This is a genomic window from Bacillus sp. AFS098217, from assembly GCF_002551815.1.
Taxonomy (GTDB): domain Bacteria; phylum Bacillota; class Bacilli; order Bacillales; family Bacillaceae_G; genus Bacillus_A.
In genome coordinates this window covers 54438-72559 of the sequence record NZ_NVPR01000056.1, presented here as the reverse complement: position 1 = coordinate 72559, position 18122 = coordinate 54438, and the positions used below count along the sequence as shown (strand labels likewise).

Annotated in this window: 15 protein-coding genes and 2 other annotated features; of the genes, 12 read left to right on the top strand and 3 right to left on the bottom strand. The window is 39.1% G+C overall.

Annotation, left to right across the window (positions count from 1 at the left end):
* Window positions 1-43: 43 nt before the first annotated feature.
* Both COO03_RS15750 and COO03_RS15745 read right to left on the bottom strand, forming a co-directional pair.
* Window positions 44-616 (bottom strand): class I SAM-dependent methyltransferase, encoded by a 573-nt coding sequence (locus COO03_RS15750; RefSeq protein WP_097898063.1) that lies wholly within the window; start codon window positions 614-616, stop codon window positions 44-46.
* Complete coding sequence (locus COO03_RS15745) at window positions 613-1572, bottom strand: TIGR01212 family radical SAM protein (protein ID WP_097898062.1); 960 nt, start codon at window positions 1570-1572, stop codon at window positions 613-615. Before COO03_RS15745 ends, COO03_RS15750 begins: the two co-directional genes overlap by 4 nt.
* 120 nt (window positions 1573-1692) lie before the next feature.
* Here COO03_RS15745 and COO03_RS15740 point away from each other — a divergent pair, with 120 nt between their 5' ends.
* Window positions 1693-1956 carry a YtzC family protein gene (locus COO03_RS15740; protein ID WP_097898061.1) on the top strand — a complete coding sequence of 88 codons (264 nt, stop codon included), beginning with the start codon at window positions 1693-1695 and terminating at the stop codon, window positions 1954-1956.
* A gap of 15 nt (window positions 1957-1971) precedes the next feature.
* Complete coding sequence (locus tag COO03_RS15735) at window positions 1972-2121, top strand: hypothetical protein (protein WP_003208774.1); 150 nt, start codon at window positions 1972-1974, stop codon at window positions 2119-2121.
* 343 nt (window positions 2122-2464) lie between these two features.
* Here the strand turns inward: COO03_RS15735 and proC are convergent, their stop codons facing one another.
* Entirely contained in the window at window positions 2465-3274 is an 810-nt protein-coding gene (gene proC / locus COO03_RS15730) for a pyrroline-5-carboxylate reductase (protein ID WP_097898060.1), read from the bottom strand.
* Between the two features lie 402 nt (window positions 3275-3676).
* Window positions 3677-3887: a binding site (T-box leader), on the top strand.
* A gap of 168 nt (window positions 3888-4055) precedes the next feature.
* Between proC and proB the strand changes: the two genes are divergently transcribed.
* From proB to leuS, 10 genes are all read left to right on the top strand, one after another.
* On the top strand, window positions 4056-5159 hold the full coding sequence (gene proB, locus COO03_RS15720) for a glutamate 5-kinase (RefSeq protein ID WP_097898058.1): 1104 nt from the start codon (window positions 4056-4058) through the stop codon (window positions 5157-5159).
* Between the two features lie 199 nt (window positions 5160-5358).
* Window positions 5359-6606, top strand: a complete 1248-nt coding sequence (locus COO03_RS15715) for a glutamate-5-semialdehyde dehydrogenase (RefSeq protein ID WP_097898057.1) — start codon at window positions 5359-5361, stop codon at window positions 6604-6606.
* 245 nt (window positions 6607-6851) lie between these two features.
* A complete protein-coding gene (locus COO03_RS15710; RefSeq protein ID WP_097898056.1) occupies window positions 6852-7613 on the top strand; it encodes an ABC transporter ATP-binding protein in 762 nt (253 codons plus the stop codon).
* Window positions 7614-7629: 16 nt separating this feature from the next.
* Window positions 7630-9483 (top strand): FtsX-like permease family protein, encoded by a 1854-nt coding sequence (locus COO03_RS15705; protein ID WP_097898055.1) that lies wholly within the window; start codon window positions 7630-7632, stop codon window positions 9481-9483.
* A 554-nt stretch (window positions 9484-10037) separates the two neighbouring features.
* Window positions 10038-10583, top strand: a complete 546-nt coding sequence (locus COO03_RS15700) for an RNA polymerase sigma factor SigX (RefSeq protein WP_097898054.1) — start codon at window positions 10038-10040, stop codon at window positions 10581-10583.
* Between the two features lie 3 nt (window positions 10584-10586).
* On the top strand, window positions 10587-11762 hold the full coding sequence (locus tag COO03_RS15695; RefSeq protein ID WP_097898053.1) for an anti-sigma factor family protein: 1176 nt from the start codon (window positions 10587-10589) through the stop codon (window positions 11760-11762).
* A 65-nt stretch (window positions 11763-11827) separates the two neighbouring features.
* A complete protein-coding gene (locus COO03_RS15690; RefSeq protein ID WP_097898052.1) occupies window positions 11828-12793 on the top strand; it encodes an ABC transporter ATP-binding protein in 966 nt (321 codons plus the stop codon).
* Entirely contained in the window at window positions 12765-13637 is an 873-nt protein-coding gene (locus tag COO03_RS15685; protein WP_097898051.1) for an ABC transporter permease, read from the top strand. Before COO03_RS15690 ends, COO03_RS15685 begins: the two co-directional genes overlap by 29 nt.
* Before the next feature lie 398 nt (window positions 13638-14035).
* The gene (locus COO03_RS15680; protein WP_097898050.1) at window positions 14036-15229 is read left to right on the top strand and encodes an MDR family MFS transporter; all 1194 of its coding nucleotides are present in this window, start codon (window positions 14036-14038) and stop codon (window positions 15227-15229) included.
* 52 nt (window positions 15230-15281) lie between these two features.
* Window positions 15282-15568, top strand: a binding site (T-box leader).
* A gap of 66 nt (window positions 15569-15634) precedes the next feature.
* Window positions 15635-18043 (top strand): leucine--tRNA ligase, encoded by a 2409-nt coding sequence (leuS, locus tag COO03_RS15675; protein ID WP_097898049.1) that lies wholly within the window; start codon window positions 15635-15637, stop codon window positions 18041-18043.
* The last annotated feature ends 79 nt before the right edge of the window (window positions 18044-18122 follow it).

Here is an 18122-nt window from a genome sequence, read left to right as displayed (position 1 = left end):
TGCACGTTTTTTTATAAAGCTTCTTGTCGAATCACCGATATATTTAGCGCTTTTCAATCGCCACAATAAATGGTGGGTTGTTTTGCTGGTTAATGAATCCGTAACGAAGTACGTGAGCTTCTTTTTGATCAAGCTCCTCGGCGAATTGTAAGACAGCATCGCGTTCTACTTGTCCTTCTGGATGCCCGTGATAAATGACAAGAACGATGATTCCTTCTGGCGCCATGACTTCTAATAACTGCTTGATAGCGGCAATTGTCGAGTTCGGTTTTGTGACGATATGCTTGTCGCCGCCAGGAAGGTAACCTAGATTGAAAATTGCTCCCGTTACTTTGCCTTTTGCTTCTGCTGGCAAGATTGATAATAGCGTATCGTGGCTATCATGAATTAAAACTGTTCGTTCTTCTAATCCTTTTTCTTTTAGATGAGTAGTCGAACTTTCAATGGCTTCTTTTTGAATATCAAATCCAAATACTTTCCCGTTTTCTCCAACAATCTCTGCTAAAAAACAAGTATCATGACCATTGCCAAGCGTTGCATCTACGGCATAATCGCCTTCTTTAACAGCTGTTTGCAAAAGTGTGCGCGCAAACGGTAGTACCCGTTCTAATTTCATATTTGCTTCACCTCGTTTGCATATTTTCCTTGCCAACTTCCGCGGCGTACGAATTCCGCATCGATGGCATTTAATACTTCCCATTTATTTAAACTCCACATTGGACCAATCATTAATTCAGGTGGACCGTCACCTGTGATGCGGTGCACAATCATTTCTGCGGGAATGATTTCAAGTTGATCGACAACGAGATTGACGTAATCTTCAAGGGAAAGAAATTCTAATTGTCCTTTTTCATATTGCTTCACCATTGGTGTTCCTTTTAATAAATGAAGTAAATGAATTTTAATTCCTTGTACATCAAGCTTTGCTACTTCACGTGCTGTTTCCATCATCATGTCATAGTCTTCAAGAGGAAGCCCGTTAATAATATGGGAACATACTTTAATGCCGTGCTTACGAAGTTTGTTTACACCTTCCACGTATGATGGATAGTCATGGGCACGGTTAATAAGATTTGCTGTACGTTCATGAACGGTTTGTAGTCCGAGTTCGACCCAAAGATATGTCCGTTTATTTAAATCAGCTAAATATTCAACAACATCATCAGGCAAGCAGTCTGGGCGTGTGGCAATAGAAAGACCAACAACATCTTTTTCTGCTAAAAGCGGTTCGAATTTTTCTTTTAACACTTCTACTGGAGCGTGCGTATTTGTGTATGCTTGGAAATAAGCAATGCACTTTCCATCTTTCCATTTCGAGTGCATTTTTTCTTTCATTTCATGATACTGCGTTATAACATCATCGCGGCGATCACCGGCAAAGTCGCCAGAACCAGCAGCACTGCAAAATGTACAACCGCCATATGCGACTGTGCCGTCACGGTTCGGGCAGTCAAAGCCGGCATCTAATGAGACTTTAAAGATTTTTTCACCAAATTCTTTTCGTAAATGATAGTTCCAAGTATGGTAACGTTTGTTGTCATTTGTATATGGAAAAGGATTTTGAACCTTCATGCTTATATTCCTCCTAAATCTAAGAGCGTACAGTAAAAACAAAATCCATTATAACATACTCATAAGGTCGATATGGAAGGGACACACTAAAGGGGAAGTAACGGCAAGGAGGAATTTGTTATGGCAGAGCGTCAATCACTTGAAGAATACATTACGCAAGCAGAGCAAGCAATCGAATATGCAAAAGAACAATTAGATCTTGGCATGAGACAAGAGCATTACAATACAATGGAATATTCTGATGCGCAGCTAAAATTAGAACAGGCCTATAATGATTTACAAGTTATGCAGCAACATGCGAATGATGAACAGCGGGAGCAGCTAAACCGTGCTCGTATGGCAGTTCGTCAACTGCAGCATCAAATGATTATTACACCGCACTAATAAGGAGTGAATGTAATGGCAAAGCGTTCAGATCAAAATAATCCAGAGCAAAAAACACAAAATGGACACAACGCTGAATTTTCAAATGAACTCGATCCAGTTGTACAAGCAAAACAACGTAATCGTAAAAAAGGACAACCACAAAAATCGAAGCAATCAGAGTAAGCCAGGTCGCAGTAAGACCTGGCTTTACTTTTTGGCATGCCCAGCTAAGCTGGGCACTGCTTACTGGTGAAAGTCCAATCTAGGTAAGAACCAAGTCGCCTAGTAGCTGACAGCTGGTGGAGAAATCCTAAGGTTGAAGCTCTGTGACAAAGTAACTTCTAGTAGAAGTGCGAGCAAATCAGCAGACCGTAACATAAAGTGAACCTTGCCGCCTCGTTAAAAGTAACCTAGCAATAGGACAAAGGGAAGTCGGGCCTAGTGAAGATAGGCGAAGATAATAGTAAATTACCAACAATTTTATAATTGTTGGTAATTCTCTTATTTGTTATATAAGTATAGTTTTTTATAAACTGGATATTTCAACAGATTTTTGAGTACAACGTTTCATAGCTGAAATGATAGCTGTTCTTAAGCCTTTTTCCTCTAATGTTGCTACAGCTTCTATTGTCGTTCCACCTGGAGAACAAACCATATCTTTAAGTGTGCCTGGATGTATTCCTGTTTCAAGTACCATTTTTGCAGAACCTAATACAGCTTGAGCTGCGAATTTATATGCTTGAGTTCTTGGCATACCATCTAGTACAGCAGCATCTGCCATGGCTTCTATAAACATATATACATATGCTGGAGAAGAACCACTTACAGATGTTACAACATCCATTAATTTTTCATTTACTATCTCTGTTTGGCCAAAGCTATTAAATATATTTAGTATATCTTCTAAATCTTTTTCTGTAACCATTTCATTAGAACATAATGCAGACATTCCTTCTCCAACAAGAGCAGGTGTATTAGGCATTACTCTAACAACCTTTAACTTTCTGCCGAAAGCATCCTCAGTACTCTTAATACTTTTTCCAGCAGCAATAGTTACGACTATTACATCGTTTTTTATCTGCTCTTTTATTTGGTTAATTACTGATGAGTATAGGTCTGGTTTGATTGATAAAATTAAAATATCAGCATTGTTAGCTACTTCATTATTATCAGTAGTTGTAGTTATGTCATATTTATCACTAGCATTTTTTAAATTAATGACATTTAAATCTGAACAAATTATTTTATCTGAAGAAACTATATTTTTGTTAATCATTCCACCTATCATAGCGATACCCATGTTTCCGCATCCGATGAATCCTATTTGTTTGTTCATAATAACTCGCTCTTGCTCCTTTTATTATAAATTTTATTGGTTTGAAATTATTATTCTAAAAAAATTAAGGATATCCCGTACAGAAGAAATAAACATTATAAACTATATCGAGATTAGTATAAAAAAACATTTTAAGAGAGTGCATTACTTTTGGCAATACAAAAAATATATAGAAATCACTTTTATTCTGTACTAAATAAGTACATCTTCTATAATTTAATATTTTTTGTTATATACTACTCAATAACATTTCAAATAATTTTGGAGAATATAAACATATCACTATCAATAGCATAATGAATAGGTGGAATTGAAAGGATTGTTACTTATCGCCTTCCTTATTTTCTAAAACATCTCTTGACATAAAAATGCATTATATCGCATAATATATAAAAATTAAAGTGAAAATCGCTGAAGGGAACTAGTACATATATCTTCTTGCGCAAGAGAGTGGAATCCGTAGGCTGAAAGATTCCTCGTATAGAAATTATCGAACCTATCCCTGAGTCTTAAACGAAAGTTTAGGCGTATGCCTGCGTTACAGGCGACAAGCGGATATAGATTTATATCAATGAAGGTGGTACCGCGGAACAAAGACCGTTTCGTCCTTTTTAAGGACGGATCGGTCTTTTTTATTTGGCTCTTTATTGCGGGATCGGCATCATTGGTGAGGTGTTTTTTGTTGCAAATTGCACGTAGTAGAAGAATATTTTGTTTCATCTGAAAAAAGAAGCAGCACAATTTATAAAAAAACTTTTATTTTAGACTAGGGGGTATAAAAGTGAAAAAACAGCGAATTGTCGTAAAAATCGGAAGCAGTTCCTTGGCAGCGAATCATGGAGGCATCTCTGGCGAACAGCTTTCAGATCACGTTGCCGCCTTGGCGCGACTGAAGCAAGAAGGACATGAAATCGTGCTGATTACATCTGGGGCCATCGCCGCAGGCTTTTCCGCTCTCGGGTATCCCAGCCGCCCCGTGACAATTAAAGGGAAGCAGGCTGCTGCCGCTGTCGGGCAAAGTCTGTTGATGCAGGCGTATACGGAGGAATTCCGCAAATATGGCATCGTTACCGCGCAGCTTCTGCTGACAAGAAGTGATTTTTCCAGAAAAGAACAATACAGCAATGCCTACGCCACTTTAGCGGAGCTACTCAACCGCTCCGCTCTTCCTATAATCAATGAAAACGATTCTATTTCTTTGGAGGAGCTGACGTTTGGTGATAATGACATGCTGTCAGCTTTAGTAAGCGGGCTTGTCTCGGCAGATATGCTCATGATTTTTACGGATGTGAACGGTTTGTATGACCGGAATCCCCAGAAAAATCCGGACGCGAAAAAGTATTATTTTCTCCCTGCCGTTACGGAAGAAATCGCCTCTCTTGCTGGAGATGCTGGCTCAAAACTTGGTACCGGCGGCATGAAATCGAAAATCGATGCGGCAAAGACGGCACTATCTCTCGGTGTAAGTGTATTCATCGGAACAGGACGTGGACGGGAGAAGTTTTTAGATGTTTTGAAGGGTAAAGGTGATGGAACGTATATCGGCAATACGCCTCAAAAAGTGATCAAGATGAACAAGCAATGGATCGCGCTACATTCGCTTGTCAGCGGGCAAATCGAAGTGGATGCCGGAGCAGCCGCTGCCATCATTCAGCATGGAAAAAGTCTTCTTCCTGCCGGTGTTACCGGTGTGTTTGGGAGCTTTCAAGCTGGCGAAGTCGTGGAGGTTATCACACAGCAAGGACGCGTGATAGGGAAAGGGCAGTGCAGATATAGCGCAGAGGAATTGCGGGAGCTGAAAGGTATGCAGAGCCACGACATTCAAGCGCGAGGCGAAAGGCATAGCTATGAGGTCATTCATAGGGATAATTGGGTTTCATTTTAAGAAAATCAAGGGGGCTCGTTCAAGCGAAGAGCACAGGGGCCTATGTCCCCAAAGGCGCTGTTTGTTTTTTCTCGCTCTAAGCGTCCGATTGACTCAACTAACATCTATGGAGGAGAGTCTTGGATGATAGTGCCTAGTTGGCGGAGTTGGACACGTCTCAAATTTTATACTTTTTAATCTTTAAAAGGGGGAAACGAAAATGAATGAAGTGTTGGCAAAGGGACAAAAAGCGAAAAAGATTGCGGGGGAGCTTGTGGCCAAATCGACTAATGAAAAAAATAAGGCACTGGAGGCTGTCGCTGAGCAATTAATAGAAGAGACATCCTATATTTTGGAGGAGAACAAACGGGATATCGAACAAGGTAAAGCGAAAGGAATGCCTGCCTCTGTCCTCGATCGCCTCATGCTGAACGAACAGCGCATCATTGATATGACAGAGGGCATCCGGCAGCTGATTGATTTGCGTGATCCTGTCGGAGAATGTGTAGCTGCATGGGAACGGCCGAATGGATTGTCTATTCGGGAGATGCGCGTGCCGCTCGGTGTTGTGGGGATGATTTACGAGGCGCGTCCGAATGTGACGGTGGATGCGGCTACAATTTGCTTGAAAACAGGCAACGCAGTGATCTTGCGTGGTAGTTCTTCCGCCATTTATTCCAACAAAGCCATCGTCGCTGTCATTCACCGGGCGCTCAAACAAACGAGCTTACCTCCAGAGAGTGTACAGCTCATTGAAGACACGTCACGAGACAGCGCAAAGCAGCTGTTTACATTGAACGAGTACTTGGATGTTCTTATTCCAAGAGGTGGCAAGCAGCTGATAGATACTGTAGTGAGAGAAGCATCTGTTCCTGTATTGGAAACAGGTGCGGGAAATTGTCACATTTTCATTGATGAAACAGCGGATAAACAGATGGCATTCGATATTATCGTAAACGCCAAAACACAGCGTCCGTCTGTATGCAATGCTATTGAAACGATTATACTTCATGAGAATTGGGCGCAGCGATTCGGTACCGAGCTGTTTTCTTTCTTGAAGGAAAGAGGAGTGGAGCTGCGTGGGGATAAGAAAGTATTGGCAATGGATTCTTCTCTTGTACCCGCTTCAGAAGAAGACTGGGAAACAGAGTTTTTGTCTCTTACGCTAGCAGTCAGAATCGTTTCCTCTGTTGAAGAAGCGATTCGACACATCAATGCTTATGGCTCCATGCATTCCGAAGCAATCATTACAGAGAACGAGGAAAACGTCAGCAAGTTTTTCATGTCCGTTGATGCCGCGGCGCTTTACCATAATGCTTCGACCCGCTTTACTGACGGCTTTGAATTTGGCTTCGGCGCAGAAATCGGCATCAGCACGCAAAAGCTGCACGTACGGGGACCAATGGGGCTGTCTGCATTGACTTCCACGAAATATGTGATTCGCGGGAATGGGCAGATTCGGGGATAAGAAGCAAAAGGACAGATGCAAAGCCCTCTTATTTTATTTTCGCTTTTAGTTTCTACCTCTTCTTTAGTATTATGGAGATATCTTAAAATAACAAACGGCGTCATATGCTACGTGTTTACATGTAACATATGACGCCGTTTTATGTATCTTACAAAAATGTAAGGTAAATGTCATGTAAAACAATGGAAGATAATACGGAAAAGGCGCAAAATAGGAACTGGAAAAAGAAGTGTAGGAGGGTTTATATGAACAAACCAGTTGTAGATGTCAAAGACGTTCAAAAAGTATACGGTAAAAAAGGTGAGAGCCAATCACATGCTTTAAAAGGTGTATCGTTCTCCATTCAAGAGGGTGAATTTGTTGGAATCATGGGACCATCTGGTTCAGGGAAAACAACGTTATTAAATGTAATTTCAACATTGGATAAAGCAACGGGCGGAGTTGTTGAAATTGCAGGTACAGATATTACAAAAATGAAGCAAGGTGAGCTTTCTGATTTCCGTTCACAAAAGTTAGGATTCATATTCCAAGACTTTAACTTATTAGAAAACTTATCAATCTATGAAAATATTGCTCTGCCACTTTCTCTGCAAGGTGTTCCATCACGTAAGATAGGACCGAAAGTAGAAAAGGTAGCTGAAATGTTAGGAATTTCAGAAATACTTCAAAAGTACCCATCTGAAGTATCTGGTGGACAAAAACAGCGTTCAGCAGCAGCGCGTGCGCTTGTACATGAACCAGCGATCATTTTAGGAGACGAGCCAACAGGAGCGCTTGATTCTAAAAATGCAGCGAGTCTTTTAGATGCGATGACAAACTTAAATGAAGAACAAGGTGTATCGATTATGATGGTTACCCACGATCCATATAGTGCAAGTTACTGTCAGCGTATTTTATTCATTCAAGACGGAGAGTTATACAAAGAAATTCACCGCGGTGGTACGCGCGAAGCGTTCTATAAAGAAATTTTAGATGTGCTTGCAGACTTAGGCACACAAAAAGCATAAGAAAGGAGGTTCAAGAATGTTATTTAAGCTTTCTATGTCAGGACTAAAAAGTAAGCTGAAAGATTACATTGTCTTACTTGTTGGTCTTGTAATGTCCATTTCGATCTTTTACATGTTCCAAACATTAGCATTGAATAAAGCGTTTATTGAAGCGAATTCTGTAATCAGCAGTATTCAATTCGTCTTCCATGCTGGTGCGGTACTATTAGCTATCATTACATTCTTCTATATTTTATATGCTAATTCTTTCTTACTATCACTTCGTCAAAAAGAATTTGGTATGTATATGATGTTAGGAGCCAAAAAGCATAAGGTAACAATGCTTATGTTTATTGAAACAATTGTATTAGGAGCAGCATCTCTTGTAGTTGGTATTGCAGTCGGTGTAGGGCTCGCGCAAGGAATTGGTAAACTACTTATGCACCAGCTTGAATTTACTGCAGGTGGCTATCATGCATTTTATGTTCCATCTATGCTTGTCACATGTATTTTCTTCTTAGTACTATTTGTTTTATCAGCAATTATGAATAGTATCAAATTATCACGTATTACGGTTCTGCAACTGGTTCATGCAGATTCTAAAACGGATCGTGTTTCTAAATCAGGAGTAAAGACTGTTATAGCTGCATTCGTTGGAATTATTCTATTAGCAATCGGTTATGCTTCTATGATCTACATGGATAAGTTGGCGCAAATGGGGATTATTATTGCATTAATCACTGTAACGTCCGGAACTTACATGTTATTTGGAACATTCCTTCCACTTATTATTAAAAAGCTAAAGAGTAATAAAAAGCGGACTGAAAAAGGACTTAATGCTTTTACATTTGCACAGTTAAATTTCCGTATCAATAGCTTAACAAAAGTACTAGCGACAGTAGCGATGTTAGTTGCGCTTGGAGCAGGTGCGATTTCAGGCGGTATGGCGTTCAAAAATAACGTTATGCTTATTGTTGATGGTTTGGCGATTTATGATGTTGCGATTCATAATCCAACAGCCGAAGAGAAGAAAATTTTAGATGGTATTACATTTAAAGAGAAAAGTGAATATCGTTACAAAACAGACGATAAATACGTGTATTATTTAAAAGAAGATTTAGAGAAAAATCGTCCTTTAGTACAAGATTTAAAAGATTTTAAAGGAATGAAAGATGTCGGTAAAGTGAAACGAGCTTCTGAAGAATTACCAGTAGGTGCGATTTCGAGTTCCGGTCAAGAAAAATCTGATAATGTGATTCCAGAGGAGTGGGGTCAGGCATTAAGCACGATTCATCCAATTTATGTATCCCCTAATCAAACAATCAAAATTGTAGACCAAAAAATGTATGATGGTTTGCAAGGAAAAGAGGGCGTTGCATTCCTTGGAAAAGTAGATAATTTCTTAACATATAAAAAAGAGTGGAAAAAAATTGACGAGTTGCAGCTAGCTAAATATGAAAATGTACAAGAAACTTCCTTGCAAAGTAAAAACCAATTTTATACTGGATTTTACGGCATCGCTAGTGGAACAGTATTTATGGGCTTCTTCCTAGGAATTGCTTTCTTAGCAATGATGGCAAGTTGTTTAATGTTTAAAATTCTATCTGGTGCATCTAGTGATATTACGCGTTACCAAATGCTTCGCAAAATCGGTGTTCGCCGTGAATTATTAACGAAGTCTATCTATAAAGAATTATTCTTAGTATTCTTATTCCCAGCAATTGTGGGGATTGCCCATGTATTAGTTGGTATGAACATCTTCTCGTTCATTTTAATTGACCCGTATTTCCGTGTATGGCTTCCAATCTTGATTTTCGTAGTCATTTACGCAATTTACTATTTCGTCACAGTCCAATTATATAAAGGAATTGTTCTTCCGAAAGAAGACTAAGAGTTAGAAAATACCGAGCAGAGGGTGCTCGGTATTTTTTAGCATTCATTTGCTTCTCCTTAAAAATGGTTACATGTATTTTATACCATTTCATGGATAGATTCTATATCTGGCCAGATGTCCTTGCTAAACTAAAAAAGAGGGTTTTTTATTTATCCCGCATTAACGGGCAGTAATACTCCCACTTCAAAATTCAGTGAAGGCATTGTCCAGCTCTAGCGGCTAGAATCTCCGGTCGTTTCACCCCCTCGGACGAGGCAAAAAGCGCCTCTCTGTCGGTGGCTCCAACGTCCTGCGATTCTGAGCGAGCCGCTTCTGCTTTTCTAAAGAAGTTAGGTGGGAGATAAACTGCCCGTAAAAGCCCGATTGGTGAGGGCTGATTAAAGCTTCACTTTATAGATTTGTGCTTTGGACGTACTTCTAGGAAAAATCTCTTAGAGGACAAGGGAATAAAATTGGTTTCCATACAAGAAAATATTTTTTATCTTTTTGTCACAAATCGCAAATTTGTGGTTTCTTTATAGTGACAGTAGCTAATAAGGAGGAAGAAACGAGTGGAGGTGAAAGCTTCATTGTTAAATATATATGAACAAGATTCAGTTTCAAATATACAGTTTCAAGATGTATTTAAACAATATTACGCTCACGTGGTTAGACAAATTATGCGGACTGTGCGAGATCAAGCAATTGCTGAAGATTTAGCGCAAGAAGTATTTTTGCAATTATATCATACAGAATGGAAACAAATTGAAAGCTTATCAGCATGGCTTGCAAAAGCATCTATTTATGCAGCATATAACTATTTGCGATCTGAAAAAAGGCATCAAGCAAGAGTTGAAAAAGAAGCAAATTATAAATATTCAATTAGCAGTCCGTCATCGGAAGAACAATGTATTCAAAAAGAAGAAATTACCCGTGTACAAAGTACATTAAAAGAAATGGATGAGCGGGAACGTACTCTCTTATTAATGAAGTTTTCAGGATTTCAATATAAAGAAATCGCGGATGCTGTTCATATTGAAGTATCCTCTGTTGGAACACTACTAGCACGAGCGAAAGCAAAATTCCGGAAAATGTATAGAGGGATGAAGGAGGGGTAACAAATGAAATGCCAAGATATTGGATTTATTCAGGCGTACTTAGATGGAGAGTTAAACCGCGATGAAAGAAAGCAATATATTCAACATCTTGATCAATGTCAAGCATGCCAAAAGATGTTAGAAGAAGTAAGCAAACTTAATCAATGGGAACAAGTGATATTGGATGATGAATTTGCAAACTTTAGTCAAGAGATGGATATCGACGTTGATAAAGCTTGGAAAACCTTTGAACAAAATATACAAAATCATAAAACGGAAGAAACAAACAGTGAAGAAAGTAAAAAGAAGGGAAGATGGCATAATATGAAGAAATCATCTAAACGTTGGATTACTGCAGCAGCAGCAGCGGCAGTTGTGTGTGTGTCTTTAACAGTTCCAGAAGTACGGGCAGGAGCAAGTAACTTGTTATCGATTTTTCGAGTAAAGGATGTGCAGTTAGTTCAACTTACAGATTCGGACTTACGTGAAATTGAAGGATGGATCTCTAATATGGAAGAAGGAGAAAAGTCCATTAAGGGAATTGGGAAAATAGGAATCAAAGATAATGGAAGCAAAAAAGATGCTCATTTTCAGTCAGAACAACAAGCAAGAGAAGCTGGATATGCTGTTCCAAAAGTGCCAAATGGGTACCGTGTAACGAGTGTGGATGCGAATCCGTCATTTATTATGCAATTTGAACTCGATACAGAAAAAGCAAATAAATTGTTGAAACAACTACAAAGTAATACTCAGTTTGAAAGTACTTTGAATGGCAAGCAGTTTTCAATCACAGTTCCGGAATCAGTACGTACACAAATAGAAGTTGAGGGCAATCGAACATCAAGTGCTTTTTCTTATAATGTGATTGATGCACCAAAAATCTCTGTTCCAGAAGGTGTAGATGTTACGAAATTACAAAAAACAGTTTTAGAGCTTCCGATTATTCCTACGAATGTGAAAACACAACTTGCAGGTATTCAAGATTGGACACATACATTGCCGATTCCTTATGTAGCAAAAGGTGCAAAAGTATCGGAGACAAAGGTTCAAGGAGTAAAGGCCGTTTTATATAATACAGATTATGAAAACGTGCTGATTTGGGAGAAAGACGGGAAAATGCACATGATCGAGCAATATAAAGAGCAAGGAAAAGATATGAATGCAAGTGATCTTATTAAACTTGCAAATGAATTAAAATAATGATTGAACAAGAGCGGCTCCGTGAAAAGGGGCGGCTCTGTTCCTATATGGGGCGGGGGTAAAACATGAACGAAGACTGGATTATACAAACAAAGAACTTAACAAAACAATATAACGGAAAAGGCGGTATCCGCAACATTTCATTAGATGTGCCGCGCGGTACTGTATTCGGATTTATAGGTCCTAACGGTGCAGGAAAAAGTACGTTTGTGCGAACGATGCTTGGCTTAATTCATCCAGATTCCGGAACGGCGCAAATGTTAGGACAGCCGATTGGGACAATAGAATCAAAACGGCGTATTGGCTATTTACCTGAACTGTTTCGCTATCCTGATTGGCTGACTGGTTGGCAGTTGCTTGAAACGCATGCGAAATTATGTGATCTTCCTTTTCGAGAGCGGAAAGCAAAAATGAATGAGGTTATTGAAAAAGTAGGTCTAAAGGGAAGGGAGAAAGAAAAAATTCGCGGTTATTCAAAAGGAATGCAGCAGCGTATTGGACTTGCCTGTGCCCTGCTTTCTGATCCAGAATTGATTTTTTTAGATGAGCCAACATCAGCACTTGATCCAATTGGGCGAAAAGAAGTGCGTCATCTAATGGAAGAGCTTCGTGAACAAGGGAAGACAGTATTTTTAAACAGCCATCTATTAAATGAAATTGAACATGTATGTGATCACGTGGCGATTATTAATAAGGGAGAGTTAGTTGTACAAGGAGATTGGCGCTCATTAATGATGATTCAAACAGAAGTTGAAGTAACACTTGGCGAAAAGAGCGAATTATTTTTTGAACAATTGCCTTCGTTTATTAAAAACGTAAGGAAGATAGAAGAACAGCAAAATCGTAAACGGTGGATTATCACGTTACAACAAGAAGATGATATTCCTAGATTGTTAGAAGCATTTGTATCACTACATATTCCTGTGTATCAGTTAAATCCGGTTCACCCGCATTTGGAAGATGTGTTTATGTACTGGGTAAATAAGAAAGAGGGGACGCAGCATGTGGACAATCGCCAAGTTATCGTTTAAAGAAATTCTGTTAAAGCGCATTTTTACCATTACGTTATGTATGACTTTTGTCTTTTTAATTTTTTATGGAGTAGCCATTCATTACGCTGTCAGTGAAATCCTTCCAGGAGAATCTAGCGGTCTTTCGGCAACTCAAGATTTTATGAACAAAAGTTTTATTTCTACACAGCTTCTTGGAGTGGGTTTATACTTTTCTTCATTTATTACTGCGTTGTTAGCTATTTTAAGCAGCGTTGGCAGTATTGCAAATGAAATTGAAAGTCATCAAATTGATACGTGGCTAACGAGACCGATTTCACGCTTTTCCTTTTTAATGGGAAAATGGATCGGCTTATGTTGCTTACTAATTGCGTACGCAGCCTTTCTATTTATAAGTATCGTGCTCATCCATCAAACAATGGGAGGGAGTACGTTTCATTTAGATTTCACGGCCACGCAAATTATAAAAGCATTGGCTCTTTTCTTGTTACAGCCCGTTATTTTAATTAGCATCGCGATATTACTAAGCACGCGCATGGCGACATTAAATGCTGGCATTGTGTTAATTATTTTGTACGGAACTGGATTTATTGGTGGATTTGTTGAACAAATCGGTACATTGGCACAAAAAACAGCACTTGTAAACATGGGCATAATCGCAAGCCTTTTATTCCCAATTGATACGATGTATCGTAAAATGACAATCTATTTATTTGATTCAGGAGACAATCCTTTATCAATCGCCTCACAAGGAGTGTTCGGCAGTATTTCAACACCGAGTAACATGATGATTGTTTATGCTGTTTTATATGTGTTAGCAGCTATTTTTATAGCGATTCGTACATTTAAATCACGTGATTTATAAGGGGGATGAAACTTCAGTGTATTCTCCCAATGCTGTAAAGCGTGAACTAAAACCCACCTCTTTATGTAGATGTGGGTTTTATATATATTCATTTTAATTTTTCGACAGATAAGTCACTGCCGTGGAGAATACACCATGATCGCTACCTGCATTCTCCTTTTGTTTTAAACCTTGCATGTGGCAGGAAGAGGCCCTGACCGTTTCTATGCGAGGCCAGATGCTCTCGCCTGCCTAAAAAAAGAGGGTTTTTATATCGCTTTTTTAATTTGTGTTTATATAGTCTACATCTCATTATCTGAATTTCACCAACTATTAATCAGTTGCCTTCCTATTTAAAAAAGACTACAATTTTACTGTTATAGATAGAACGAAAAACAACAGAATAGGAGGGGGAAACTATGCCAAGAAAAGTATGGCTATTAGTAGCCGGGATGATTATTAATGTCACGGGTGCTTCTTTTTTATGGCCTTTTAATACAATTTATCTACATGATCACTTAGGAAAATCATTATCTATGGCCGGAATGGTATTGATGATTAACTCACTTACTGGTGTAATCGGAAATTTACTCGGTGGTGTTTTATTTGATAAGTGGGGCGGATATAAATCAATTTTAGTTGGCATTGTCATTACGCTATTATCGATTTTTGGTCTTGTATTCTTCCATGGCTGGCCAGTTTATGTTATTTGGCTTGCGTTAATTGGATTTGGTTCTGGAATGGTATTTCCATCGATGTATGCGATGGTCGGAACGGTTTGGCCAGAAGGTGGCCGAAGAGCATTTAATGCGATGTATGTTGGGCAAAACGTCGGGATTGCTGTTGGGACGGCATGCGGTGGTCTAGTTGCTTCTTATCGATTTGATTATATTTTCTTAGCGAACTTTATTTTATACTTTGTTTTCTTTTTAATTGCTTTTATTGGATTCCGTGGTATGGAAGATAAAGAAGATAAGCGTGTAGAAGTAAAAGAAAAAACGAAAAAAGGTTGGTCACTTACACCGGGATTCAAGGCACTTCTTATCGTATGTGTAGCATATGCTTTATGCTGGGTTACATATGTACAATGGCAAGGTGCGATTGCAACGTATATGCAAGAGTTAAATATTAGCCTTCGTCACTATAGTTTATTATGGACGATAAACGGGGCGATGATTGTTTGTGCGCAGCCATTAATAAGTATGATTATTCGTGCGATGAAACGTTCTTTAAAACAACAAATTATGATTGGAATCGGTATTTTTGCAGTGTCATTTATCGTATTAAGCCAAGCGCAGCAATTTACAATGTTCCTCGTTGCGATGGTGACATTAACAATTGGTGAATTATTCGTATGGCCAGCAGTTCCGACGATTGCGAACATTCTTGCACCAAAGGATAAGCTCGGTTTTTATCAAGGTGTTGTAAATAGTGCGGCGACTGTTGGTAAAATGTTTGGACCAGTTGTCGGCGGAGCGATTGTTGACTTATACAATATGGAAGTATTGTTTATTGCAATCATGGTAATGCTTGTAGTAGCGCTTATCGCAACAAGTATTTATGATAAACAAGTCAAAGTTGAAGAAACAGTCGAAGAAAAAATTGCAGTTTAGTTTGACGGAACATGTAACATGTTTTAGAATATATTTTAAATAACTCATATGTATAATAACAGTGAGAAGGAGTAGTAGTAATAGAAGCTGGTTTAGAGAGTTGACGGTTGGTGCAAGTCAATCCACGTTTCGTTATGAACTCGCCTTTGAGTTGCAGTTGTGAAATGAAGTAGCAATTGCCGTTTATCCACGTTACGGATCTAAGCGAATGTATATTAGTGCTTGTTCAAAAAGAAGGATAAAGAAATCGGGTAGCGATCTTTACCGGACGTTTTGAACATTCTTTATTACATTAATTTAGGGTGGTACCGCGGGAATCTATAACCTCTCGTCCCTTTCTAGGGATGAGAGGTTTTTTGTATTTTAGGCGGTGAAAATAAATACAATTTGAATGGAGGGTATCTCATGAGCTTTAATCATCAAGAAATTGAGAAGAAGTGGCAAGCGTATTGGGAAGAGAATAAAACATTCCGTACGCCAGATGAGACAGAAAAACCAAAATTTTATGCACTAGATATGTTCCCATATCCATCAGGGGCTGGTTTGCACGTAGGACATCCAGAAGGATATACAGCAACGGATATTTTATCTCGTATGAAACGTATGCAAGGATATAATGTTCTTCATCCAATGGGATGGGATGCATTCGGTCTTCCAGCAGAGCAATATGCACTTGATACTGGAAATAGCCCAGCAGAATTTACAGAGAAAAACATTAACACGTTCCGTAATCAAATTAAAGCATTAGGCTTCTCTTATGATTGGGACCGTGAAGTAAATACAACAGATCCAAACTACTACAAATGGACACAATGGATCTTCTTACAGCTATTTGAAAAAGGATTAGCTTACGTAGATGAAATCCCTGTAAACTGGTGCCCAGCACTTGGTACAGTACTTGCGAACGAAGAAGTAATCGATGGCGTGAGTGAGCGCGGTGGACATCCTGTTGAGCGTCGTCCGATGAAACAATGGATGCTAAAAATCACTGCATATGCAGATCGCCTACTTGAAGATCTAGATGAGCTTGATTGGCCAGAAAGCTTAAAAGATATGCAGCGCAACTGGATCGGTCGTTCTGAAGGTGCAGAAGTACACTTCAACATCGACGGTACAGATAAGAAATTTACAATCTTTACAACGCGTCCTGATACACTGTTTGGTGCAACTTACTGCGTACTTGCTCCAGAGCATACACTTGTCGCAGAAATTACAACTGCGGATCAAAAAGAAGCAGTGGAAGCGTACATTGATTCTGTAAAAGCGAAAAGTGATTTAGAGCGTACAGAACTTGCAAAAGAAAAAACAGGCGTATTCACTGGTGCTTATGCAGTTAACCCAGTAAACGGTGAGAAGTTACCAATCTGGATCGCTGACTATGTACTTGCTACTTACGGAACAGGTGCTGTAATGGCAGTTCCAGCTCATGATGAGCGCGATTACGAATTTGCAAAAACATTTGACCTTTCTATGAAAGAGGTTGTAAAAGGTGGAGACATCACAAAAGAAGCACATACAGGTGATGGCGCACACGTAAATTCAGCATTCCTAGATGGTCTAAATAAAGAAGAAGCAATTGTAAAAATGATTGAATGGCTTGAAGTAACAAGTGCAGGAAATCAAAAAGTAACATACCGTCTTCGTGACTGGTTATTCAGCCGTCAACGTTACTGGGGTGAGCCAATTCCAGTTATCCATTGGGAAGATGGCACAATGACAGCTGTGAAAGAAGAAGAATTACCATTAGTTCTTCCAAAAACAGAAAACATTCGTCCATCTGGTACAGGTGAATCACCACTTGCAAATATTGAAGAGTGGGTAAATGTTGTCGATCCTGAGACTGGTAAAAAAGGTCGTCGTGAAACAAATACAATGCCGCAATGGGCAGGTAGCTGCTGGTACTACCTACGCTACATCGATCCAAACAACAGCGAAGCACTTGTCGATCCTGAAAAAGTAAAACAATGGCTTCCAGTTGATATTTATATCGGCGGTGCAGAACACGCTGTACTTCACTTACTATATGCTCGTTTCTGGCATAAAGTATTATATGATATCGGTGTGGTTCCAACGAAAGAGCCATTCCAACAATTATTTAACCAAGGTATGATCCTAGGTGAAAACAACGAGAAAATGAGTAAATCAAAAGGTAACGTTGTAAATCCTGATGATATCGTAGCGAGCCATGGTGCAGATACACTTCGTCTTTACGAAATGTTCATGGGACCATTAGATGCTTCAATCGCTTGGTCTGAAAATGGTCTTGATGGAGCTCGTCGTTTCTTAGACCGTGTATGGCGCCTATTCGTTCAAGATAACGGTGAACTAAGTGAGAAAATCACAGATGCACCTAATAAAGAGCTTGAAAAAGCATATCACCAAACAGTGAAGAAAGTTACAGAAGACTATGCAGAGCTACGCTTTAACACTGCAATTTCGCAAATGATGATGTTCATCAACGATGCATATAAAGCAGAAACACTTCCGAAAGAATATGTAGAAGGCTTTGTGAAAATGATCGCACCAGTTGCACCGCACGTTGCGGAAGAACTTTGGAGAAAGCTTGGATACAATGAAACAATCACATATGCAAGCTGGCCAACATTCGATGAGTCTAAACTTGTAGAAGATGAAGTTGAAATCGTTGTTCAAGTTATGGGTAAAGTTCGTGCGAAACTGAAAACGAAAAAAGATGCATCAAAAGAAGAAATGGAACAACTTGCTATCGAGGCAGTTAAAGAGCAAATTGAAGGGAAAACAGTTCGTAAAGTAATTGTTGTTCCTGGTAAACTTGTTAATATCGTTGCAAATTAATAAGAAAGAGCAGTCCTTACGAGAAGAGGGCTGCTCTTTTTTTAGAGACAACTGAAAAAAGAGCGGAATTCAAGCATAG